We start from the raw sequence: 22,292 nt of genomic DNA, 5'->3' as shown, positions 1-22,292 counted from the left end.
TATTTTACAAAAAGTATCACAAATTGCCGTGAAATTACTGTTAAAGGAAATACATGCAGTGTGGGAATAAGATATATTGGTTGCTCCTAAAACAATATGCATGTGATAAATTTACCTAACTACTTACTCCCTTTTATATTTCTATTTTTAGGAGTATTACCTGTTTTTTCTCAAGAAGGAACAGTGCTTAAAGTCTTTATTTATAAAGATGATCGGGCTGTAACCAATTTTGGAATCGCCAATTTAACCAGAAGTACGGAAGGTAAATATGAAGATGAATTTCATACGATTATAGCTTCAGAAGGAGATCAATTATTTATTGCATCAGATGATATTAAGAATTTTTATAAGCTTGTTACCACAGAAGATATAAATAATAAGAAAATTGAGGTGTATACCAAAGATGGAGTCATTCAATTGGAAGAAGTGGTCTTAACAGATTATAAACTTTCTTACGGTAAGTTTACAGATAATACTCCCAAAACCTATACGCCAGCAGAAAGACGTTTAGCAGCAGCTACAAAATATCATTATAAAGGCGGAGGAATGTCTTTGAGTTTGGATCCTTTAATAAATGCCATAAGCGGACGTACAAAAACATTAAAGCGCCGGTTAAGGGCAGAAACAAAAAATATAATTGTTGGTTTTTTGGAAGACAATTATAAAGACTTTATTCTTAACGATTTGGATGTTCCTAGAGATCAAATGGGATTGTTTTGTTACTATATTTCTGAAAAATATAAAGCCATTCATCGTACTCCAGATAGAAGACGTGTTGAGCAACTCCTCAGACGAGGTTACTTAGATTTTGTGGATGATCCTGCTGAAGAATAATTCTGTACAACAAGATTTGAAGCTCTTATAAGAATCTATTTTTATTTTAAAATACCTTTATACTTAGCTTGATCTTTTAAAATAGCTGATGCTGTTTTTATAGCTTCGTCATTTTGTAAGTAATAATCATAAAGACCATCACGGTAAAAATAACGGACTATTAATTCGTCTTCAATATTCTTTTCGATATTCTCTTGGTATTCATCTAAAGAAGCCAATTTACTTTGATTGATATCGTTTAGTAGTTTCTTGTAATCATTTTTTACAGACTCCCCAAACTCATCAATTTCTTCACTATTCATCACCTTTTTAAGTGCTTTTTCTGTTTTAGTTTCATAAGTAAAACCACTTTTAGTAACATAGTTTTTAAAGTCTTGGTAGTCGCTTTCTGTAAAATTAAAATCGCTTATGCTCGCTGTTGGGTGACTGTAGTAATATTCCGTAGCATAATCAAAAAGCACATTGTTTTGCACAAGAGCAGCAGTAAGGCTATTGCCTTTTAAGTGTTTAACTTCTAAATCTGGAAATACACCACCGCCATCATAAACTTTTCTTCCGCTTCGGGTTTTAAACTCATTAAAATCTTTCTTAACAACAGCCTTCCCTTCATCATCACGGTTCCAATAATCCATAGACTGGATACAGCGTCCGCTAGGCGTGTAATAACGAGAAATAGTTACTTTTAGTTGTGTACCGTAGTTGAGTTTTATTGGGCGTTGTACCAAGCCTTTCCCAAAGCTACGCGCTCCAACAATAACAGCTCGATCTAAATCTTGCAAAGCACCGCTCACAATTTCACTGGCAGAAGCACTTCTTCCATTGATAAGAATAACCAATGGAATTTCTGTATCTACAGGATTTTTACGAGTGTAATATTCTTGGTTGAATTTTTTAACTTTCGATTTTGTACTTACAATAAGCTCCTTTTTAGGAACAAAAAGGTTACAAACATTAATGGCTTCCGTTAATAATCCTCCAGGATTTCCTCTTAGATCTAAAACTATTTTTTTTGCCCCTTTACTCTTTAAATCTTCTAGCGCATCTTCTGTTTGCTTGGAAGCTTTACTATTAAATTTAGAAAGTACAATATATCCTGTTTCAGCATCTATCATATTAAAATAAGGAACAGCATCGATTTCAATTTCATCTCTAGAAACAGAAGTTGTACCTGTTTTTCCTTGTCTTAAATAAGTTATAGAAACCTCACTTTTTGTAGCTCCTTTTAATAATTCTGTAGCGTCTTCTTTAAAATCCGACACATTAATATCTCCAATTTTTATTATTTCATCCCCAGCTTTTAATCCAGCTTTATCTGCAGGATATCCTTTGTAAGGTTCTATAATTAGTAATTTATCGTCATAACTTTTCACAACAGCTCCAATTCCAGAATATTCACCTGCATTGCTAATTTTAAAGCCCTCTACGTCCTGTTCGTTCATAAAGTTGGTGTAAGGGTCCAAATCTTCTAACATGCTTTTTATAGCAGTGTCCATAAGTTCCCCAGGATTTGTTTCATCAACATAATTCATGTTGAGTTCCTTAAATAGCGTGGTAAATATTTCTACTTGCTTCGCAATTTCAAAAAAATCATTTTTAAAACTAGTTCCAACCAGTAAGAGGATTATTGCAAGTGCTGGAATTATAATTTTCTTCTTCATAATTTCATCATATATTTTTCTGAAATGATACTGTAATCATTTAAGGGATTCTAATAGAGAAGTACAAGGTACTAGATTCATTAAAGTTTAGCAAGTTGATGCTGCTTCAATTATTTAAATATAAAAAATATAATCAATCAATAGAAGTATTTGTTATTCTGAGAATGTTTAAAACCTATTGTTTTTCTTCTGAAAGATATCAGTAATAAAGAAAAATTTGATTGTTGTGAGAGGAATAGAGTAGGAAATTACTGTTTTAAATGCTCTTCAAACCGCTGATGAATTTTTTGCATCACAGTATTCAGTTTTTCAAATGTAGGCATTTCTTTTCCGGTGTATAAAAACATAAACCCGTAAGTACCTTCTTCAATTGTATCAAAAAACAAATGTTTATTAAGTCGGTAAGCCTCTCGCATGAGTCTTTTAATTCGATTTCTATCTACAGCCTTTTTAAAAGAACGTTTAGAAGCAGAAACCCCTGCTTTTATTTTTACATCTTCATCGGCAAGTTTCATAAAAACCAAACGGATAGGATATTTAGATACAGAACTCCCTTCAGTAAATAATTTACTAACAAGTATAGCACTTTTAAGCTTTTCTTTTGTTGGGAACGACTGATTCATATAATAATTAATTGGGTGTAAAAATAAGAAAAGGCTTTATTTAAAAAGCCTTTTCTTTTAGATATGTAAGTCTGATTTTTTAAAAAGACTTATATGTTATCGAGATAAATATCTTTAAAGCAATTAATTTGCTTGGTATTCGTTGTTTTCTCTTTTAACATCTGCCATCAATCCAGAAGGATCTATAGCAACTCCAATAATTTCACTTTTTGGAGTATCGATTGTAAAGCTATACGTTGGGAAAGCCCATGGCCAATCTGGTAATACAGTTCTTTCAACACCTTTAAAAGGATTTGCTTTCTCACCATGCATCATTCTTAATGGAGCATAGAAATACTTAGCAGAACCATCTTTAAATAAAACCATTACATCTATAGGCATTGGCATTAATCCGATGCGCTCCATTTCGATAGTTGTTTTACCTCCTTCTTCAGTAACACTTTTAATTCCGTAGTCGATAGTATTAGTGGTTTTTGTCCAATCTGTTAAATACCAATCTAATTGCATTCCTGAAACTTTTTCAGCAGTACGCATGATATCATTTGGTGTAGGGTGCTTAAACTTGAAATCGTTGTAATATTTACGAAGCGTTTTCATAACGTTATCCTGACCAATAATATATCCTAACTGCGCTAAAAATACTTCTCCTTTGCTGTAAGCAGAAATACTATAAGCTTGGTTATATGCATATCTATCTGCGTGTGTAGTTTGTGGTTGCTCGAATCCAGAATTTGCTAAAGAAATATATCCTTTATAAGCACCTTCAAAAGGATTAGCTTTGTTTTCTCCCATTACTTGATTCATACATAAATCAGAAATAAAAGAAGTAAATCCTTCATCCATCCATTCGTTTTTAGACTCGTTTGAAGCGAGAACGTGTTGAAACCAAGAATGAGCAAACTCATGTGCAGTAACACCAACAAGACTACCAAATTTACGTTCTCCGGTAATTAGTGTACACATAGCATATTCCATACCACCGTCTCCACCTTGAATTATGGAGTATTGTTTGTAAGGATATTTACCTACGTTTTTATTGAAAAAATCTAACATTTCAGCTGCTTTAGGCTGTAAGTTTTTCCAGTTTTCTTTGATTTCTTCATTGTCTTTGTAGAAGAAATGAAGTGTTGTTCCACTAGGAGTTTCCAACGTATCATGAATATATTCTGGATCTGCAGCCCAAGCAAAATCATGCACCTTTGGCGCAACAAAATGCCATGTTAGTGTTTTTCCTTTTACTTTTTTCTGCTTTGTTCCTTCGGGAAGATAACCATGACCAACTTCTTCAGGGTTTTGGATGTATCCTGTTCCTCCAACAACATAGTCTTTATCTAATGTAAGTTTTACATCAAAATCTCCCCATACTCCTTGGAATTCACGTCCAATATATGGATCTGCATGCCATCCTTCAAAATCATATTCAGCTAATTTAGGATACCATTGCGTCATAGAAAGTGCAACACCTTCTGCATTATCACGTCCGCTTCTTCTGATTTGTTTTGGCACCTGACCGTTAAATTCCATATCAAACTTAACAGTTTGTCCAGGAAGAATAGGCTTGTTTAATGTAACTTCAAGAATAGTTCCCTCTTCATTGTATTTAATTGCAGTTCCATCTTGCTTTAAGCTACTTACTTTTAAATATCCTATTTCTGAAGGAGATAGTTTACTAATTCTATCACCAACTCTTCTGTCTGGATCTTTTATAGTTCTACTTCTAACATCCATTTCGCTTTCTGGTTGGAAAGCATTAAAAAATAAATGGTAAAAGACAGTTTTTAAAGTGTCTGGTGAATTATTTGTATACTTTAATTCTTGTGTTCCAGTATATTGAAAAGTCTTAACATCCATATCAACATCCATTTTATAGTCAACATGTTGTTGCCAATATGTAGATGGACTAGGTTGCGTCGTTTCAGACTTTGTACTGTTGTTAGGTGTAGTGGTAGCAAATGTTTGAGAAAGCATTGCAACACTTAAACCTAAAGCAGTGATAAATCTTCGTTTCATATATGTTTGTGTTTTGAGTTTAGTGTATTTTAAAAGAAATTTAATCTGCCTTTTTTGAGTGTAGTTAAAAAATATAGCTTTTCTAGAAACCTTAAATTTCAGCTACACTCAATTAAGACATGGTTTGTAATTAAATTACTTTCTTTAATGAATTATAATTTAGCTTTTCCATTAGCAACTTTATCAGCAAGAATCATGGCATTGTATAAATTCACCATTTTCCCTGATTTAGAAGCTTCTGTAAAAGGTTTTTTATAGTTTGGATTTCCTCCTAAAATAACATTTGTAGTTGAGGTAAGTCCAGATTGCATAATAATCTGTTTTACTTCTTCCGCTTTAAGCTTAGGATAATAAGCTCTAATTAAAGCAGCAACACCAGCAACAGCAGGAGCAGCCATTGAAGTTCCTTGTAAAAACTCATAACCGTTATTTGGCGTTGTAGACCAAATTTTAGTTCCAGGAGCAAAAACATCTACATTATCTTTTCCGAAGTTAGAGAAAGTAGCTACCATTTCTGGTCCGTAAGTGTAATTTAAAGCTCCAACCGTTAAGAAGTTATCAGCTATTTCTGCAGTATTGTTTTCATTATCATTAGGGTAAACATTGTTTTCATCTAAATCTAACGATTCGTTTCCTGCCGCTTTAATAATAAGAACATCTTTAGAAGCTGCATATTTTATAGCATCCCAAACCCATTCTTTATGAGGAGAATAGTATTTACCAAAACTTCCGTTGATTACTTTAGCTCCATTATCTACAGCATAACGAATAGCAAGCGCTACATCTTTATCATACTCATCTCCGTTAGGAACAGTTCTTACAGCCATTATTTTAACGTGATCTGCAACACCATCCATTCCTACATTGTTGTTACGTTCTGCAGCAATAATTCCTGAAACGTGAGTTCCGTGTTTTGCATGGTCCTTATCACCAATAACATCGTTGTTTCCATAACCAATATCAGTAAGGTCATCTGGATTATCTCCAACAATAGATCTTCCGTCAAAATCTTTATTAAGGTTATAGTTTAATTGGTCTGTGAAATACTCAATTCCATCTTTAAGATCTTTTTTAAGAGCAGGAACATCTTCTCCAAAAGTAAACATTTGCGTCATTGCAGCAACTGCTTGTTGTACTTTAGGATCTTCAGACTTGATAGTTGCTAAATCTTCTTTTGTATATGTTTCTTTACCAAGCTCTTTTTGTAGCATTTCATCCGCTTGCGTTACCGAGTTTAAAATCTGCTCGTAACGTGTTTTATTCTGAACTGCCTCTTGGTATTTTTCTTCATATTCTGCAGCTGCTTTTTTATAAGTCTCAGAACCATCATCACCTTTAGCTAAAATACGTACAAACTCTAATTGCTCATTATTAGCTTCTCCCAAAAAGTTCCATCCATGAATATCATCTACGAAACCATTTTTATCATCATCGATTCCATTTCCAGCAATCTCATCTTCATTTGTCCAGATTACATTTTTAAGATCTGGATGCTCAATATCTACACCAGAATCTAAAACCCCTACAATTACAGTAGTTGGTGTAAGCTCTTTTATTTTGTTGAATATTTCAGTGTATGCTTTATCCACACTCATTCCAGGAATGGTATCCGATAATAAATCATCGTGACCCCAGTGTTTAAGCTGTGAATCTGTTAATTCAGTAACTTTTAGTGGCGTTGCATCTATATTTTCTTCAGGAGTTAATAAAATGGCAGGAGATCCACATCCTACTAGTAAAGTTGTTGCAATTGCGCAATATGCAACAGATTTTTTAATTGTCATCATTCGTTTTTTAGTTAAAATAATTCGTTGAATGCAAAGGTGTTTTCTAAACGTACTCCTTTTTCTGTTTGCTGAAGTGTACATACTTCGTTATGGGCATCGTGCTCTAATAACAAGTGATAGTTATTATCTACAGCGATGTCTAAAAAGTTCTTTTTCTCTTCTAGAGTTAATAAAGGCCTAGTATCATAACCCATTACAAATGGTAGCGGAATATGACCTACTGTAGGCAATAAATCTGCCATAAAAACAAGTGTTTTTCCTTTGTATTTAATGATAGGAATCATCTGTTTATCGGTATGGCCGTTTACATAAAGGACATCGAAACCAAGGTCGGTATTTTTTAATAATCCATTTTCAGGGACTGGAAGAAAATGTAACTGACCACTTTCTCGAATAGGCAGGATATTCTCTTTTAAAAAGGAAGCTTTTTCGCGGGCATTAGGTTTTGTAGCCCACTGCCAATGATCTTCATTACTCCAAAAGCGTGCATTTTTGAATGCAGGCTCATAAATGCCTTTTTCTTTATTTAGCTGAATACATCCTCCACAATGATCAAAATGTAGATGTGTTAAAAATACATCTGTAATATCATCTCGGTGGAAGCCATGTTTCTTTAATGAATCGTCTAGATTATCATTTCCCCATAGGAAATAATACCCAAAAAACTTATCAGATTGCTTATTTCCTAAGCCTGTATCTATAAGGATGAGTTTGTCGCCATCTTCGATTAATAAAGACCTTGCGGCAATATCTATCATGTTATTATTATCGGCAGGATTTGTTTTATTCCAAATCGATTTTGGGACAACGCCAAACATTGCTCCTCCGTCTAATTTAAAATTTCCTGTTTCAATTGTATATAATTTCATGTAAATACTATAGTTATAAAGCTTCGCAAATTAAGAAAAGGGAATAACAATCATTAGAAACACTTGTTTTATTAAATGTTTTTTAACATTTTTATACTTTTTAGAAACTATATTCGCTTATCAATCAAAAATAATATATGATAGAACTTGCTGGAATTGTGATTTTGGGTATCATTGCCCAATGGGTAGCTTGGAGATTTAAGATCCCTGCAATCCTACCGCTTATCCTTATTGGGATGTTCGTAGGACCTTTTTCTACATTGTTTACGGAAGATGGGACTAAGCTTATAGAACCTATTTGGAATCCACAATTAAAAAAAGGGTTGTTTCCAGGGGAATCTTTATTTCATTTTGTATCACTCGCTATTAGTGTGATTCTTTTTGAAGGAGGATTAACATTAAAAAAGAATGAAGTTTTAACCGTAGGTCCCGTGATTTTTAAATTAATTACGGTTGGAGCTATTGTTACTTTTCTTGGAGGAGGTATAGCTTCTCACTTTTTATTTGGTCTTAGTTGGCCAGTATCTTTCTTGTTTTCTGCATTAATAATCGTTACTGGACCAACAGTAATTACGCCAATATTAAGAAATATCCCACTTAAAAAAGATATTTCAGCAGTATTAAAATGGGAAGGAATTTTAATAGATCCAATTGGAGCTGTTGCTGCGGTTTTGGTATTTGAATTTATATCCATAGGACAAGGATCAGAATATACACAACAAGCATTTATAGAATTTGGAAAGACAGTAGTTGTTGGATTTTCCATAGGATTTTCTTTTGCCTATGCATTGTATTTTGCTATTAAAAAGAATGCAATCCCACATTTTTTAATGAATGTAGTTTCACTTTCATTTGTATTGGGTGTTTATGTGTTATCAGAACAATTTGCTCATGAGTCGGGGTTACTTTCTGTTGTGGTAATGGGAATGGTATTAGGAAATATAGACCTTCCAAACATCAAAGAATTACTATATTTTAAAGAATCATTAAGTGTACTTCTTATTTCAATTCTCTTTATTCTTCTGTCTGCAAATATCAATATGCAAGACTTAGAATTGATTTATAATTGGAATACATTAATACTTTTTGTTTGTGTAGTTTTCTTAATAAGACCAATTGGAGTTCTTTTAAGTACCATTGGCTCTGGATTAAAAATTAATGAAAAGGCATTTATAAGCTGGGTGGGACCTCGTGGTATTGTTGCGGCAGGAATCGCATCTCTTTTTGGAAATCGATTGGTATTGGAAGGAGAGCCAGGAGCAGAATATATTACACCATTAGTATTCATGATTGTTTTAGGAACGGTACTTCTTAATGCAACAACGGCAAGAATGTTTGCAAAAATATCTGGAGTTTTCTTAAAAGAGTCTACAGGGATTTTGATTGTTGGTGCTTCGAATGTTTCTAGAATTATTGCTAAATATTTACAGAAAAATGGTCGCCATGTAGTGCTTATAGATAGCAATAAGGAGAATATAGAAAGAGCTCGAGGAATGGATCTAGATGCAGAAGAAGCTAATATTTTTTCTGATGATTTAGCTAATAATATAGAGCTTAACGATATTGGATATTTAATGGCACTTACAGGAAGTGAAGAGGTAAACAAACATGCCATCGAGCGCTTTAGAGACCAGCTGGGAGAGAACGGTGCTTTCCGTTTAATTACTACTGATGAAATGAAGAGTGACCACTTAGAGATGGTAGAATTACTATTCTCTAGAAAAGATGACTTTATTAATTTAAGTGAAGTTGCAAGAGATTATCCTAAGATTAATGAAGTTAATATTACATCTAAACAACATTTCTTTGAAGAGATTGAAATGCTTAATAAAGAAAAAGATGCTATTCCAATCTTTATAAAAGACGGGAAAGGAAATCTACATATTATAGCTTCTTATACCAAAGAAAGAGAAATCCAAGAAGATGATAAATTGGTGTATTTAGGAAAGCCTAAAGATGTGATGGATGTAAAAAGTAGTAAACCTGAAGAAGAGAAAGTAAGCGAAAACCGTTAGACTATGAAATCTAATATGTTTTTAAAAGTATTCCTCTTATTTGCGGCAGTCTTATGGCTTTCGGGATGCGATCAAACGCGCTTACGCAACAAAGGGAATAAGTTGTTTGGAAACTCATATACTTCCACAACAGATATAGAAAGTAAACAGATACCTTCTGGTTATGTGGAAGTTGCTACCGATACTATTTTGACTACTAATTTTGTGGTGAGTTCTCTTTACCATTCTACAAACGATAAAATTCTGAAGTTAGAAAAGACAGGAAGAGGCGTATTAAATAAAACTGATTATAAGCAGTTTCATTCAGATGTTTCTATTTGCTATGATGAGAAGCTTATTTTTAAAAAGCGAATCGAAAGAGATACTTTTATAAATGATAAAGATGAGTTTTTAAAAAATGCGCAGATGCAATATTTTCAACTTAATGAAATTGCTTCTGTAAATGATCGAGTTGTATTTTCTGTAGTTTTTTACAATCCCACTAAAGAAACCTTTTTTGATTATGAACTTATCGTAGACAAGAGTGGAGATTATTATATAGAGCGTGTCTAAAGCTATTACTGAAAGTTTTTTATGATTTAACCATGTGTGGTTTATTTTACATATATTTATAGTAAATAATCTTTAAATATATTTAAAATATGAAAAAATTAATCTACGTATGCGTATGTTTTCTTGCCCTAAGTTTAACTGCATGTTCTAATGATGATGATGGAGCAAGTAATGAAAGGGAATGTAATTTCTTAGGACAAGAAGTTGTAATTCGTAATAACGGTAACGGGACATTAAGTATTATTGCTGGCGGAGAATCTCAAGAGGTTGACCTCGAAGGAGAAAGTTTTGAAACTGTTGCAGATGCACTATGTTCAGCAGGAGAATTTGATTTCGATTTCTTAGGTTCGGAATAATAAATAGAGAAAAAGCATAAAAAAGGCTGTCTACTTTAGACAGCCTTTTTTTATTTAATCATTTAGCTTTAATACAGCCATAAATGCTTGTTGAGGGATTTCTACATTCCCTACTTGACGCATTCGTTTTTTACCTTTTTTCTGTTTCTCTAAAAGTTTTCTTTTACGAGAAATATCTCCTCCGTAACACTTTGCAGTTACATCTTTTCTTAATGCTTTTACCGTTTCTCTAGAAATAATCTTAGCTCCAATTGCCGCTTGAATAGGAATATCAAATTGCTGTCTTGGAATTAATTCTTTTAATTTCTCTACCATTTTCTTACCGATATTATAAGCATTATCGGCATGGATTAATGCAGAAAGCGCATCTACAGAATTTGCATTTAAAAGAACATCTACTCTTACTAATTTAGATTCGCGCATTCCAATAGGCGAATAATCAAAAGAAGCATATCCTTTAGATACTGTTTTTAAGCGATCATAGAAATCAAAAACAATTTCTGCTAATGGCATATCAAATGAAAGTTCAACACGCTCAGGCGTTAAATAAGTTTGATTGGTAATAATCCCTCTTTTTTCTATACACAATGACATTACAGGACCAACAAAATCGGCTTTAGTAATAATCGTTGCTTTAATATAAGGTTCTTCAACACGATCGATACTAGAAGGATCAGGAAGATCAGAAGGATTGTTTAATATTATCTTTTCATCTGGATTTTTCTTAGTGTAAGCATGGTAACTAACGTTTGGTACCGTTGTAATAACCGTCATGTCAAACTCACGCTCTAAACGCTCTTGAATAATTTCCAAGTGAAGCATTCCTAAGAACCCACAACGGAAACCAAAACCAAGTGCAGCAGAACTTTCAGGAGTAAAAACTAAAGAAGCATCATTTAATTGAAGCTTTTCCATTGCACTTCTAAGCTCTTCATAATCTTCTGTATCTACAGGATAAACCCCCGCAAATACCATAGGTTTTACATTCTCAAAACCTGCAATCATATTCTGAGTTGGATTTACAGCATCTGTAATCGTATCTCCAACTTTAACTTCTCTAGCGTCTTTAATTCCTGTAATTAAATATCCAACGTCTCCAGTTTTAACAACTTTTCTTGGGTGTTGAATAAGTTTTAAGGTTCCTACTTCATCAGCATCATACGTCTTTCCAGTAGCTAAAAATTTTATCTTTTGTCCTTTAGAAATCTCTCCATTAATAACTCTAAAATAAGTTTCAACTCCTCTAAATGGATTATAAACAGAGTCAAAAATTAAAGCTTGTAATGGTTCGTCTGGATTTCCTTTTGGCGCAGGAATTCTTTCAATAATAGCAGAAAGTATTTCTTCGATTCCAATTCCTGTTTTTGCACTTGCAGGAATTACTTCAGAAGCATCACAACCTAATAAATCTACAATATCATCAGTAACTTCTTCAGGATTTGCACTCGGAAGATCCACTTTATTAAGTACAGGGATAATCTCAAGATCGTTCTCTAAAGCTAAATATAAATTAGAAATTGTTTGTGCTTGGATACTTTGAGCAGCATCTACAACAAGCAATGCTCCTTCACAGGCAGCGATAGAACGCGAAACTTCATAAGAGAAATCTACGTGTCCAGGAGTATCAATAAGATTTAAAATGTATTCTTCCCCTTTATAGATATATTCCATCTGGATAGCGTGGCTTTTAATGGTTATCCCACGTTCACGCTCCAAATCCATACTATCTAAAAGTTGTGCTTTTTTTTCTCGCTCAGTAACCGATCCGGTAAAATCCAATAATCTATCTGCCAACGTACTTTTTCCGTGGTCAATATGAGCGATTATGCAAAAGTTTCTTATGTGCTTCATAGCCGTATATCAATGCAAATTTTCAATCAGCAAATATAAACTATTTTAACACGCCTAAATAAGATATTGAGTATTATTAGAAAGATTATACCTACGATGATGTAAATATAGGAGCTGAAAGTAGCAATGAATAAAAAAAAAGCTATATTTATCTCCCTAAGTTTACCTAAATATGCCTATTTGTAGATATAGACTTCTTTTAATTCTGTCTTTTACAGTCCATTTTATTTTCTCTCAAGATTATAAGATTGAAGGGATTGTAGAAGATGTGGACAAGACGCCCTTATCTTATGTAAACATAATGCTTCTCAAGCATTCAGATTCTACTTCTATTGCTGGAACTTCTACAGAAAGCAATGGATATTTTACTTTAAATAATATCAATCCAGGAACTTATTTTATTAAAACATCTTACATAGGTTACAATAGTGTTTATAGAGAAATTACACTAGACAGCAATTTTAATTTAGGAACCATTATTCTGATGGAGAATATAGAAAGTTTAGATGGCGTCACAGTAACACAACAGCGACCTAAGTTACATAAAAAGGGAGGGAAGCTTATTTTTGAAGTTGAAAACTCTACGCTCTCTTCAATGAATACATTTGAAATCCTTCAAAGAACACCTGGGGTGATTTCTATAAATGATGAGATTTCAGTAAAAAACTTAAAAACTACGGTTTATATAAACGACAAGAAGGTTTACTTAGCTGCAAATGAGCTAAAAGACCTTTTAGGGAATTTTTCGGGAGAAAATATTGCATCTATAGAAGTGATTTCTAATCCATCTGCAAAATACGATGCGGAAGGTGGCGCCGTACTAAATATTATAACCTCTAAGAATATTTCTATTGGCTATAAAGGAGCCGTAAACGGAACTTTTGAGCAAGCAATTTTCCCTAAATATTTGCTTGGAACTAGTCATTATTACAAAAATAATTTCTTAGATCTCTATGCAGGCTATTCTTATAGCCCAAGGAAAGATTATAAACGAAGTGACAGCTATGTAAATTTCTTTGATGGGAATACCCCAAGCGATGAGTGGGAAACTTCACTTTATAAAACAACACGTTCAAAAGCACATAATTTCAATACGATTTTTGACTTTACTCTAGACGATAAAAATACGTTGAGCTTTACTTCTAATATTTCTTATAGTCCGAATAAAAGCATTGATAATACTGTAGATACCAATATTTTTTCTACTGAAGAGATAAAAGAGGGTAGCTTTATTACAGATAGTAATTTAGAGAATGACAATACAAATATTGCCCTAAATGCTACTTACAATCGAGAAATAGGCGACAACGGAGCAAATTTAAGTATCCAAACAAATTTTGTTTACTATGATGATGAGGAACAGCAAGTTTTGGAAACCGATTATTACGATGCAAATAACGCATACGATTATACAAATGCATTTGATACAGAATCAAGGCAGAAAAATAACATTTTTACTGGACAGTTAGATTATACAGCCTCTTTGTGGCAAAGTAATATAGAATTTGGAGCTAAATACTCTAATATTAGTAGCAATAGTAGGGTTGTTTTTTCTGGAGATTATATGCCAGATTTTTCTACTGATGATAACTTTAGTTACGATGAAGATATTTGGGCTTCTTATGTTAATATGAATCGCGATTGGGGTAAATGGTCTTTTGTGGCTGGTTTACGAGGAGAATATACAACTGCAATAGGTAATTCTATTGTTTTAGGTGAAGTTAATAAGCAGGATTATTTTGAGTTATTCCCAACGTTTAGTTTACAGCATCAAATTTCAGAAAAACACCAAGTTGGAGTAAGTTATAAAAGGGCTATTGAGAGACCTCGTTATCAAAGTTTAAATCCATTTAGATATTATATAAATGAAAATAATTTTGTCGCTGGGAATCCATTTTTAAAACCTTCCATAGAAAGTAAAATAGGATTTGATTATACATTTAATGGGAATTACATTTTTGAAATTTATTATCAGCAAGAAAAAAATGATTTAACGAATCTTACTTTTCAGCGAAATGAAGATCAGATACTTTATAATTCTATTTTTAATGTTGAAGAATCATATCAATACAGTATTGATTTTGTTCATTATAGGTCTGTAACTAAATGGTGGTATTTGAGTACGTATATGTCTGGATTTTTCTATGAAATTGAATTTATAGCTAGAGAAAGTAATGATGTTAGGCAAACAAAAAATACAGTAGGCTACTTCGGACAGTTATACAATTCTTTTACTATTTCTAAAGACAGATCGCTTTCTGCAGATTTATACTTGGAGTATGTTTCGAGGTTTTATAATGGGAGTTATTTAATGAAGGATAGATTTAAGACAAACATCGGACTAAGAAAAAAATTATGGAACGGGAGAGCTAGTTTAAATATGAATTTAAGCGATGTCTTTAATACTTTTAATGTTCCATTTACTTCGCGCTATTTAAATCAAGATAACGGATACCTTGCAAAGCCAGAGAAAAGAACTTTTAGTCTTGGTTTTATTTATAAGTTTGGAAACTTTAGACTTGCAGATAATAAGAGAAATATAGATTTTAAAGAAGAAGAGCGCTTAAATGAAGAAGCTGAATTTTAATAACACTTCTATTGCTACTTTATGAATTAATGGATTAAGTTCTCTTGTTTATTTCGAATGGTTAAATATTATAAAATAGATAACGAGGAGACTTGCTCCAAGGGTGTTGATTTTGTATTTTCGAACTTTATTTTCAGAATTACAAAAAGTGGTTGAAAAATACTACGTTAATTTATCATTTTCAATTGAATAACAAATCCCCTCAGTGGAATTCTAAATAATTTTAGTTATGAATTTTATAAAAAGAAATGCACTTTTACTTCTAGGAGTTTCAGCAGTATTTATTTCGTGTGAGCAAGCTTCAAAAAAGGAAGCTGCAGATAATAAAGTAGATCCGATAATTACATCTGTAAAGGAAGAATTTGCGCCAGATAAACGTGTAGCTCTTTTTGATGTTGAAGCTTTTGCTACTAAAGATGGTTATGTGGTAAAGGGGAATTCTAATCTTCCAGACGCTGTAAGTGCTTTTCAGAAGAAACTAGAGGCCGAAAATATTAGTTTTATAGACAGTATAAAGATTTTACCTGCTGAAGAATTAGAAGGTAAAACAAAAGGAGTTTTAAAAATTTCAGCAGCAAATTTAAGAGGAAATCCTAAACATTCTGCAGAATTGGTAACGCAAGGAACACTTGGAATGCCAGTAAATATTTTTGATAAGAAAGGGAGTTGGTATTTAATTCAAACTCCAGATAAATATATTGCCTGGGTAGATTATGGCGGTGTTGCTCCAATGAATAATGAAGAGTTTGAAGCATGGAAGGCGTCAGAAAAAATAATATATACAGAAACATCTGGAAGTTCTTTCACAGAAGCAGATAAGAGCTCGCAAGTAGTTTCTGATCTTGTTGCGGGTAATATTTTAAAGCTTGTAGCAGATAAAGGTGCTTTTTATGAGGTTGAATATCCTGATGGAAGAATTGCATACCTTATAAAGGAAGAGGCGAAGCCGTATAAAGAGTGGTTAAGTTCTTTAGCACATACCAAAGAGAGTTTGGTGGCTACATCAAAGTCGCTTATGGGATTGCCTTATTTATGGGGAGGAACGTCTCCAAAAGGAGTAGATTGTAGTGGGTTTACGAAAACCGTTTATTTTTTAAACGGAATGGTAATTCCTAGAGATGCTTCGCAGCAGATTAACGAAGGGGTTTTAATAGACGATACTAAAGATTTTGATAAGCTGATTCCGGGAGATTTACTTTTCTTTGGAAAAAAGGCAACGGAAACTTCTAAAGAACGTATTATTCATGTAGGAATGTGGATTGGAAACAATGAGTTTATTCATTCTGCTGGTAGTGTGCATATTAGTAGTATGGATAAAAATGCTGATAATTATGATGCGTATAATTACAATCGTTACTTAAGAACAAAACGTATTTTAAACGAAGATTCTAAAGGACTTCTTTACTTAGATAAGAAAGATATTTTCTAAGGATATTTTAAATATATAACTGCTTTAAGCATTAGCTTTACAAATAGCAGAAATTCTAAAACCCGCTTAGCGGGTTTTTTTTAAATCCGTATCTTTGCAACTTAAAATTAATAAAGAAAAGCTGTGGCAAAAATTGGAACGATAGATGTAGGAGAATTTCCGCTTTTATTAGCGCCTATGGAAGATGTGAGCGACCCTCCTTTCCGTGCGTTATGTAAAGAGCAGGGAGCAGATGTAGTATATACGGAGTTTATTTCTTCGGAAGGACTTATTCGTGATGCTGCTAAAAGTGTGATGAAGCTCGATATTTATGAAAAAGAACGTCCCGTAGGGATACAAATTTTCGGTGCGAATCTAGATTCTATGTTGGAATCTATAGATATTGTTGCGAAATCGAAGCCAGATATTATCGATATTAATTTTGGATGTCCTGTAAAAAAGGTAGTTAGTAAAAATGCTGGTGCCGGAATTTTAAAGGATATCCCTCTTATGGTAAAACTTACCGAAGAGATGGTAAAGCGTACCGATCTTCCTATTACCGTAAAAACCCGATTAGGTTGGGATGCCGATTCTATAAAAATTGTTGAGGTTGCAGAGCGACTTCAAGATGTGGGAATAAAAGCAATTTCTATCCACGGACGTACGCGTGTACAGATGTATAAAGGAAATGCAAATTGGGCTCCTATTGCTGAAGTTAAAAACAACCAAAGAATGCATATTCCCGTTTTTGGAAATGGGGATGTAGATACTCCAGAAATGGCTGTTAAAATGCGTGATGAATTTGGTCTTGATGGTGCTATGATTGGAAGAGCTGCTATTGGATATCCTTGGTTTTTTAAAGAAGTAAAGCACTTTTTTAAAACTGGAGAACATTTAACGCCGCCAACGATTCAAGAGCGTGTAGACGCAGCACGTAGGCATTTAGAAATGTCTATAGCTTGGAAAGGAGAAAAGCTTGGAGTATTTGAAACAAGAAGGCATTATACCAATTACTTTAAAGGGATTCCACATTTTAAAGAATACCGTATGAAAATGGTTATCAGTGATGAATCTCCAGATGTTTTTGCTGTTTTTGATGAGGTAGAAGAGAAATTTGCCGATTTCCAGTTTGTGTAGTGAAGCTTTGTAAAGCGAATAGCTTTTAAAGTAGAAAGTTTGCAGAATTTTGAAGTTGTAAGTTTGAAACCAGAAAAGTTTTTCCCTAAGAGGCGTCAGGCGTCACCTAGTTATCCATTTCACTATTCCTAGTTGAAGGCTATAATGTCTTTATTTACTCTATTAGCAGCAATTTTAGAAGCTAAGAATCCTAATACAAAAATGGTAATAAATACAACCGCTACGTTCATTAGGTTATATTCCACAGGATAAGCTAGGCTAGGAGTAAGTTTGATCCATTGAAGGGAGATTTGAGACCATACTAAAATAGAGGCAAGTACAATCCCTGTGATTCCACCAACAGTAGTAACGAGAAGTCCTTGGAGGAAAAATATCCTTTTTAAATTTTTTATAGAAACCCCCATGCTATAAAGAGTAGCGGCATTACTTTTCTTATCTAAAATCATCATAATAATTGCACCTACAACATTAAAAAGGGCAATAATTAATACCAATGTAAAGATGAGGTAAATAGCTAGATTTTCGGTGTTCAGCATTTTATAAAGGGTGTCGTTAAGCTGAGCACGTGTTTTAATTTTCACTTTTCCACCTAATGCCTTTTCGATTTCAGCCCCTACAACACTTGGGGTAGCAGTTGGTTTTATTTTGAAATTGATTCCTGTAATCTGATTCTCGTTTTTCTCTAATAATGGCTGCACGGTAGATAAGCGAGCAAAAACATACTTTTTATCCAATTCATCATTTACAGCATACACACCAGAAACACTTACCGAAAGTTCGTTGTATGGTTTATTAGACCCTGAAATGCCACTTGTAACACTTCCTTTCCCTGGCTTGGGAGCTAAAATTTTGAGTTGATTTCGGTAATCATTTATTCCGAGTCCCAAGAGGTTTGCAATTCCAATTCCAGTAACTACTTGATAAGGATCTTTCCCTATCCAACTCCCGTAATAAAGAAGGCTATCTACGCCTGTAACATTCGTGTAATTACTGTCTACAGCCTTTATATATGCAATATGGTTTTTCTGCTTGAAAGTCAGGAAAATTCGTTCTTCGATTTCTTTGGAATAATCAGCTACTCCCTCAATATTAAGAAGACTTTGTTTATCGTTTTCTGTAAATTCAAAGAATTTTCCACCAGCGGAAACTGCTTTCAAATCAGGATCAAAAGAATTAGAGAAAGACAAGCTTAATGTTTTCAAGCCGTCAAAAGCAGAAAGTACTATAAATAAAGATGCCGCACCGATTACAATCACCAAGAACGTAACAAAATTAATGATGTTAACAGCATTCTGACTACTTTTAGAAATCAGATATCTTTTGGCTATGTAAAGGGAGATATTCAAAAATTAAGACTTCTTTCTTTTATCTAATAAATCTGGATTGTCTATAGGGTTATCATCTCCTTTTAGTGATTTATCGATACGGTCGATGTATTCTAAAGAATCATCAATAAAAAATTCTAACTCTGGCACTCTACGCAGCTGATTTTTTGTGCGCTGAGATAATTCGTGCTTTATAAGCGGTTGATTAGAACGAATCCCAACAATTAGCTCATCGGCCTTCGCTATAGGGAAAATACTTACATACACCTTTGCTCTAGAAAGGTCTGTAGTAACATTTACTTTGGTAACACTAATTAGAGTTCCAGACATTCCACCTTCCTTTGCAGCTTTCTGTAGAATCTCTGCCAAATCGCGTTGTATAACGCCACCAATCTTTTTCTGTCTGTTTGTTTCCATAATGCAAAAGTACGAGAATAATTATTACAATTTAAAGTATTATTTTTGATGGTATCCATAAGAGATAACTTTTAGGTAGTTTCTAATGGTTATTTATGTATATGAAAGCTGTAAAAGGCATCTGAACACTATTTTTAATGAAAAAAGCTATAAGATGAATAAGATTGAACATTTAGGGATTGCAGTAAAAGACTTGGAGGCTTCGAATACGCTTTTTCATAAGTTGCTTGGTGTTGCACATTATAAAATGGAAGAAGTAGCCTCTGAAGGAGTAAAAACATCTTTTTTTCAGACGGGAGAAAGTAAAATTGAGCTATTAGAGGCTACAAATAGTGATAGCGCTATTGCGAAATTTATAGAAAAGAAAGGAGAAGGAATTCACCATATAGCATTTGAAGTAGCAGATATCCTGTCGGAAGTAAAGCGCTTAAAGGAAGAAGGATTTACCATTATAAATGAAAAACCTAAACGTGGAGCTGATAATAAGTGGGTGGTTTTTTTACACCCTAAAACTACAAATGGTGTGTTAATAGAGCTTTGCCAAGAGATAGATTAATGTAATAAAGAGCTCTTAACCTGAACGATATAAATGTAGAGAACTTTAAAGTTATAAAAACTAAGGGATCTACTTGCAGAATATAAAAATATATAGTAATATTGCATCCGCAATTTGCAGGTCCCATAGCTCAGCTGGTTAGAGCACCTGACTCATAATCAGGGGGTCCATGGTTCGAGCCCATGTGGGACCACTTTTATACGAATCCAGTCTATATTTTAGGCTGGATTTTTTAGTTTAAAACTATATACAGTGCATGTTTAGCTACATTCCATGCATTTTCCTAAAAAGTCAACTTGTCAAGTTTATATAAGAAAAAAGGTTCCTAATTAGGTTACCATAAAATAAAATTGGGTCATCATTTTTTAAGGGGCTGATTAGGGGGTTGAGAATTTCTGAGACATCTCCTATTTACTTTAAAGATTAGCTTATTTAATGCTTTTCTTCATTTAATTTTGGAAATGCATAATTAAACCAATAATACCTCTACCTCATTTTCCATTTTGGAAAATAACACTTACTCAAGTCACACCTTCTATTTCGTCTTTTTAACTTTATATGGCCAGCTATTTACTCTTTTTATTTATTATTCCACATTTAATTGTTAGCTTTATAATGTGTATTATATTACTCAAAATATGTATATTTGTATATTATATTACACATTATGTCTAAAAACAATTCAATATTATTACCAAAGTTAGAGCGTTTGTTGGAAGAAATGGGCGAGCAAATAAAGTTAGCACGTCTAAGACGAAAACTAAGTACAGATCAAGTAGCGGAACGGGCAGGTACTAGTAGAAAAACACTATATTCCATCGAGAAAGGGAAAAGCTCGGTTAGCATTGGTATTTATATTAAAGTTTTAAATGTGCTTGGTTTAGAAAAGGACGTTTTAAACATCGCAAAAGATGATGTTCTAGGACGAAAACTGCAAGATATTGGTTTAACAACTAAAGAACGCGCTCCAAAAAGAAACTAAAAATGAAAAGGACTATATATGTTTATGCCGATTGGTTGGAGCTAGGTGTTCCTGTATTAGTTGGTGAACTATATTCAGAGACTTTAAGGGGGAAAGAAATATTTTCTTTCGCTTATCATAAAGAATGGTTACAGTCTGATTACGTCTATCAACTAGACCCCGATTTGGGCTTGTTTGAAGGGATACAATATTTGAATGATGAGAAGTCGAATTTTGGGCTGTTTTTAGATTCTTCTCCAGATCGATGGGGTAGGGTGCTAATGAAAAGAAGAGAAGCTGCACTAGCTAGAAAAGAAAAAAGAAAAACTGATAAATTATTCGAAACAGATTTTTTATTAGGTGTTTTTGATGGATATAGAATGGGAGCTTTACGTTTTAAATTGGATAAAGAGGGACCTTTTTTGAATGATAATAAAGTGTTAGCAAGTCCGCCGTGGACATCAATAAAAGAGTTAGAGCAAATAAGTTTGCGTTTAGAAGAAGATGATAGTCTAGATAATCCGGATTATTTAAAGTGGTTGCAGCTGCTTGTTTCTCCAGGATCTTCTTTGGGAGGTGCAAGACCAAAAGCAAGTGTTCTAGATAACGATGGGAGGTTATGGATTGCTAAATTCCCAAGTAAGAATGACGGCGATGATATTGGTGGATGGGAAATGGTAACTTACGAATTAGCCATTCAGTCTGGTATACAAATGGCAGAATCTAAAGCTGAAAAATTTAGTAGTAATCAACATACATTTTTAACTAAGCGTTTCGATAGAACTATTGCTGGTGAAAGAATTCATTTTGCATCTGCCATGACATTATTAGGTTATACAGATGGCACAGATGCATCTTCGGGAGCTAGTTATCTAGAATTGGTAGATTTTATAGCAAAGCACGGCGCAAGCCCAGAAAATGATTTAAAACAATTATGGCGAAGAATCGTTTTTAGTATTTGCGTGTCAAATACCGATGATCATTTAAGAAACCATGGTTTTTTATTGACAGATAAAGGTTGGGTTTTATCTCCTGCTTATGATATAAATCCAGTAGAAACGGGAACGGGTTTAAAATTAAATATATCTGAAGATGATAATGCTTTGGATTTTGATTTGGTTTTTGAAGTTGCTCCTTATTTTAGAATAGAAAAAAAAGAGGCTTCACAAATAATACAAGAAATAACCCATGTTGTAAGCAATTGGAAAATAATAGCTAACAAATACGGTTTGTCTAGAAGAGAACAAGAACTAAAAGCTTCTGCGTTTAATAGGTGTCAGTAGTATTTATCGAATTAATATAAAATTTGGGTTTGTATGTTATATACAACCAGGGTTAAGCTATAT

18 protein-coding genes and 1 tRNA gene are annotated in these 22,292 nt (G+C 33.3%); 11 read left to right on the top strand and 8 right to left on the bottom strand.

The genetic code is table 11. The features are described from left to right. The first annotated feature begins 102 nt into the window (after positions 1 to 102). Positions 103 to 834, top strand: coding sequence for a hypothetical protein (locus JM658_RS01940; protein WP_236957541.1), 732 nt, complete (start codon positions 103 to 105; stop codon positions 832 to 834). 41 nt (positions 835 to 875) lie between these two features. On the opposite strand, the gene JM658_RS01935 is transcribed toward JM658_RS01940, so the two are convergent. From JM658_RS01935 to JM658_RS01915, 5 genes are all read right to left on the bottom strand, one after another. Next, the gene (locus JM658_RS01935; RefSeq protein WP_236957540.1) at positions 876 to 2,492 is read right to left on the bottom strand and encodes a S41 family peptidase; all 1,617 of its coding nucleotides are present in this window, start codon (positions 2,490 to 2,492) and stop codon (positions 876 to 878) included. A gap of 248 nt (positions 2,493 to 2,740) precedes the next feature. Then, positions 2,741 to 3,115, bottom strand: a complete 375-nt coding sequence (rnpA, locus tag JM658_RS01930; RefSeq protein ID WP_236957539.1) for a ribonuclease P protein component — start codon at positions 3,113 to 3,115, stop codon at positions 2,741 to 2,743. Between the two features lie 123 nt (positions 3,116 to 3,238). Next, entirely contained in the window at positions 3,239 to 5,125 is a 1,887-nt protein-coding gene (locus JM658_RS01925; protein WP_236957538.1) for a M1 family metallopeptidase, read from the bottom strand. A gap of 152 nt (positions 5,126 to 5,277) precedes the next feature. Continuing rightward, the gene (locus JM658_RS01920) at positions 5,278 to 6,909 is read right to left on the bottom strand and encodes a S8 family serine peptidase (protein ID WP_236958054.1); all 1,632 of its coding nucleotides are present in this window, start codon (positions 6,907 to 6,909) and stop codon (positions 5,278 to 5,280) included. 14 nt (positions 6,910 to 6,923) lie between these two features. Further along, the gene (locus JM658_RS01915) at positions 6,924 to 7,781 is read right to left on the bottom strand and encodes an MBL fold metallo-hydrolase (RefSeq protein ID WP_236957537.1); all 858 of its coding nucleotides are present in this window, start codon (positions 7,779 to 7,781) and stop codon (positions 6,924 to 6,926) included. A gap of 137 nt (positions 7,782 to 7,918) precedes the next feature. On the opposite strand from JM658_RS01915, the gene JM658_RS01910 reads away from it, so the two are divergent. The 3 genes from JM658_RS01910 (at position 7,919) to JM658_RS01900 (ending at position 10,704) form a co-directional block, all read left to right on the top strand. Then, complete coding sequence (locus JM658_RS01910) at positions 7,919 to 9,796, top strand: cation:proton antiporter (protein WP_236957536.1); 1,878 nt, start codon at positions 7,919 to 7,921, stop codon at positions 9,794 to 9,796. Positions 9,797 to 9,799: 3 nt separating this feature from the next. After that, positions 9,800 to 10,348, top strand: coding sequence for a hypothetical protein (locus JM658_RS01905; RefSeq protein WP_236957535.1), 549 nt, complete (start codon positions 9,800 to 9,802; stop codon positions 10,346 to 10,348). 89 nt (positions 10,349 to 10,437) lie between these two features. After that, positions 10,438 to 10,704, top strand: coding sequence for a hypothetical protein (locus tag JM658_RS01900; protein WP_236957534.1), 267 nt, complete (start codon positions 10,438 to 10,440; stop codon positions 10,702 to 10,704). Positions 10,705 to 10,758: 54 nt separating this feature from the next. Here JM658_RS01900 and lepA read toward each other — a convergent pair whose 3' ends face one another. Then, positions 10,759 to 12,555, bottom strand: coding sequence for a translation elongation factor 4 (gene lepA, locus JM658_RS01895; RefSeq protein ID WP_236957533.1), 1,797 nt, complete (start codon positions 12,553 to 12,555; stop codon positions 10,759 to 10,761). 172 nt (positions 12,556 to 12,727) lie between these two features. Here lepA and JM658_RS01890 point away from each other — a divergent pair, with 172 nt between their 5' ends. The 3 genes from JM658_RS01890 to dusB all read left to right on the top strand — a co-directional run bounded on the left by JM658_RS01890 (position 12,728) and on the right by dusB (position 17,687). Next, positions 12,728 to 15,142, top strand: a complete 2,415-nt coding sequence (locus tag JM658_RS01890) for a TonB-dependent receptor domain-containing protein (RefSeq protein ID WP_236957532.1) — start codon at positions 12,728 to 12,730, stop codon at positions 15,140 to 15,142. Positions 15,143 to 15,371: 229 nt separating this feature from the next. Further along, positions 15,372 to 16,571, top strand: coding sequence for a C40 family peptidase (locus JM658_RS01885; RefSeq protein WP_236957531.1), 1,200 nt, complete (start codon positions 15,372 to 15,374; stop codon positions 16,569 to 16,571). Between the two features lie 123 nt (positions 16,572 to 16,694). Further along, positions 16,695 to 17,687, top strand: coding sequence for a tRNA dihydrouridine synthase DusB (gene dusB / locus JM658_RS01880; protein ID WP_236957530.1), 993 nt, complete (start codon positions 16,695 to 16,697; stop codon positions 17,685 to 17,687). A gap of 128 nt (positions 17,688 to 17,815) precedes the next feature. On the opposite strand, the gene JM658_RS01875 is transcribed toward dusB, so the two are convergent. After that, entirely contained in the window at positions 17,816 to 19,033 is a 1,218-nt protein-coding gene (locus tag JM658_RS01875) for an ABC transporter permease (protein WP_236957529.1), read from the bottom strand. A 3-nt stretch (positions 19,034 to 19,036) separates the two neighbouring features. Continuing rightward, the gene (rbfA, locus tag JM658_RS01870; RefSeq protein WP_236957528.1) at positions 19,037 to 19,429 is read right to left on the bottom strand and encodes a 30S ribosome-binding factor RbfA; all 393 of its coding nucleotides are present in this window, start codon (positions 19,427 to 19,429) and stop codon (positions 19,037 to 19,039) included. A gap of 154 nt (positions 19,430 to 19,583) precedes the next feature. Here rbfA and mce point away from each other — a divergent pair, with 154 nt between their 5' ends. The 4 genes from mce (at position 19,584) to JM658_RS01850 (ending at position 22,229) form a co-directional block, all read left to right on the top strand. After that, a complete protein-coding gene (gene mce, locus JM658_RS01865) occupies positions 19,584 to 19,985 on the top strand; it encodes a methylmalonyl-CoA epimerase (RefSeq protein ID WP_236957527.1) in 402 nt (133 codons plus the stop codon). Between the two features lie 119 nt (positions 19,986 to 20,104). Beyond that, a tRNA-Ile gene (locus JM658_RS01860) sits at positions 20,105 to 20,178 on the top strand. A 474-nt stretch (positions 20,179 to 20,652) separates the two neighbouring features. Beyond that, entirely contained in the window at positions 20,653 to 20,967 is a 315-nt protein-coding gene (locus JM658_RS01855; RefSeq protein ID WP_236957526.1) for a helix-turn-helix transcriptional regulator, read from the top strand. 2 nt (positions 20,968 to 20,969) lie between these two features. Beyond that, on the top strand, positions 20,970 to 22,229 hold the full coding sequence (locus tag JM658_RS01850) for a type II toxin-antitoxin system HipA family toxin (protein ID WP_236957525.1): 1,260 nt from the start codon (positions 20,970 to 20,972) through the stop codon (positions 22,227 to 22,229). Positions 22,230 to 22,292 lie beyond the last annotated feature (63 nt).

Source organism: Joostella atrarenae, from assembly GCF_021764745.1.
GTDB classification, from domain to species: domain Bacteria; phylum Bacteroidota; class Bacteroidia; order Flavobacteriales; family Flavobacteriaceae; genus Galbibacter; species Galbibacter atrarenae.
Note: the sequence above shows the minus strand (reverse complement) of the source record. Positions and strands in the feature narration are given on the sequence as shown.

Coding starts and splice junctions, on each gene's coding strand:
- JM658_RS01935 (WP_236957540.1), bottom strand. CDS start 2,492: ATGAAGAAGAAAATTATAATTCCAGCACTTGCAATAATCCTCTTACTG.
- rnpA (WP_236957539.1), bottom strand. CDS start 3,115: ATGAATCAGTCGTTCCCAACAAAAGAAAAGCTTAAAAGTGCTATACTT.
- JM658_RS01925 (WP_236957538.1), bottom strand. CDS start 5,125: ATGAAACGAAGATTTATCACTGCTTTAGGTTTAAGTGTTGCAATGCTT.
- JM658_RS01920 (WP_236958054.1), bottom strand. CDS start 6,909: ATGACAATTAAAAAATCTGTTGCATATTGCGCAATTGCAACAACTTTA.
- JM658_RS01915 (WP_236957537.1), bottom strand. CDS start 7,781: ATGAAATTATATACAATTGAAACAGGAAATTTTAAATTAGACGGAGGA.
- JM658_RS01910 (WP_236957536.1), top strand. CDS start 7,919: ATGATAGAACTTGCTGGAATTGTGATTTTGGGTATCATTGCCCAATGG.
- JM658_RS01905 (WP_236957535.1), top strand. CDS start 9,800: ATGAAATCTAATATGTTTTTAAAAGTATTCCTCTTATTTGCGGCAGTC.
- JM658_RS01900 (WP_236957534.1), top strand. CDS start 10,438: ATGAAAAAATTAATCTACGTATGCGTATGTTTTCTTGCCCTAAGTTTA.
- lepA (WP_236957533.1), bottom strand. CDS start 12,555: ATGAAGCACATAAGAAACTTTTGCATAATCGCTCATATTGACCACGGA.
- JM658_RS01890 (WP_236957532.1), top strand. CDS start 12,728: ATGCCTATTTGTAGATATAGACTTCTTTTAATTCTGTCTTTTACAGTC.
- JM658_RS01885 (WP_236957531.1), top strand. CDS start 15,372: ATGAATTTTATAAAAAGAAATGCACTTTTACTTCTAGGAGTTTCAGCA.
- rbfA (WP_236957528.1), bottom strand. CDS start 19,429: ATGGAAACAAACAGACAGAAAAAGATTGGTGGCGTTATACAACGCGAT.
- mce (WP_236957527.1), top strand. CDS start 19,584: ATGAATAAGATTGAACATTTAGGGATTGCAGTAAAAGACTTGGAGGCT.
- JM658_RS01855 (WP_236957526.1), top strand. CDS start 20,653: ATGTCTAAAAACAATTCAATATTATTACCAAAGTTAGAGCGTTTGTTG.
- JM658_RS01850 (WP_236957525.1), top strand. CDS start 20,970: ATGAAAAGGACTATATATGTTTATGCCGATTGGTTGGAGCTAGGTGTT.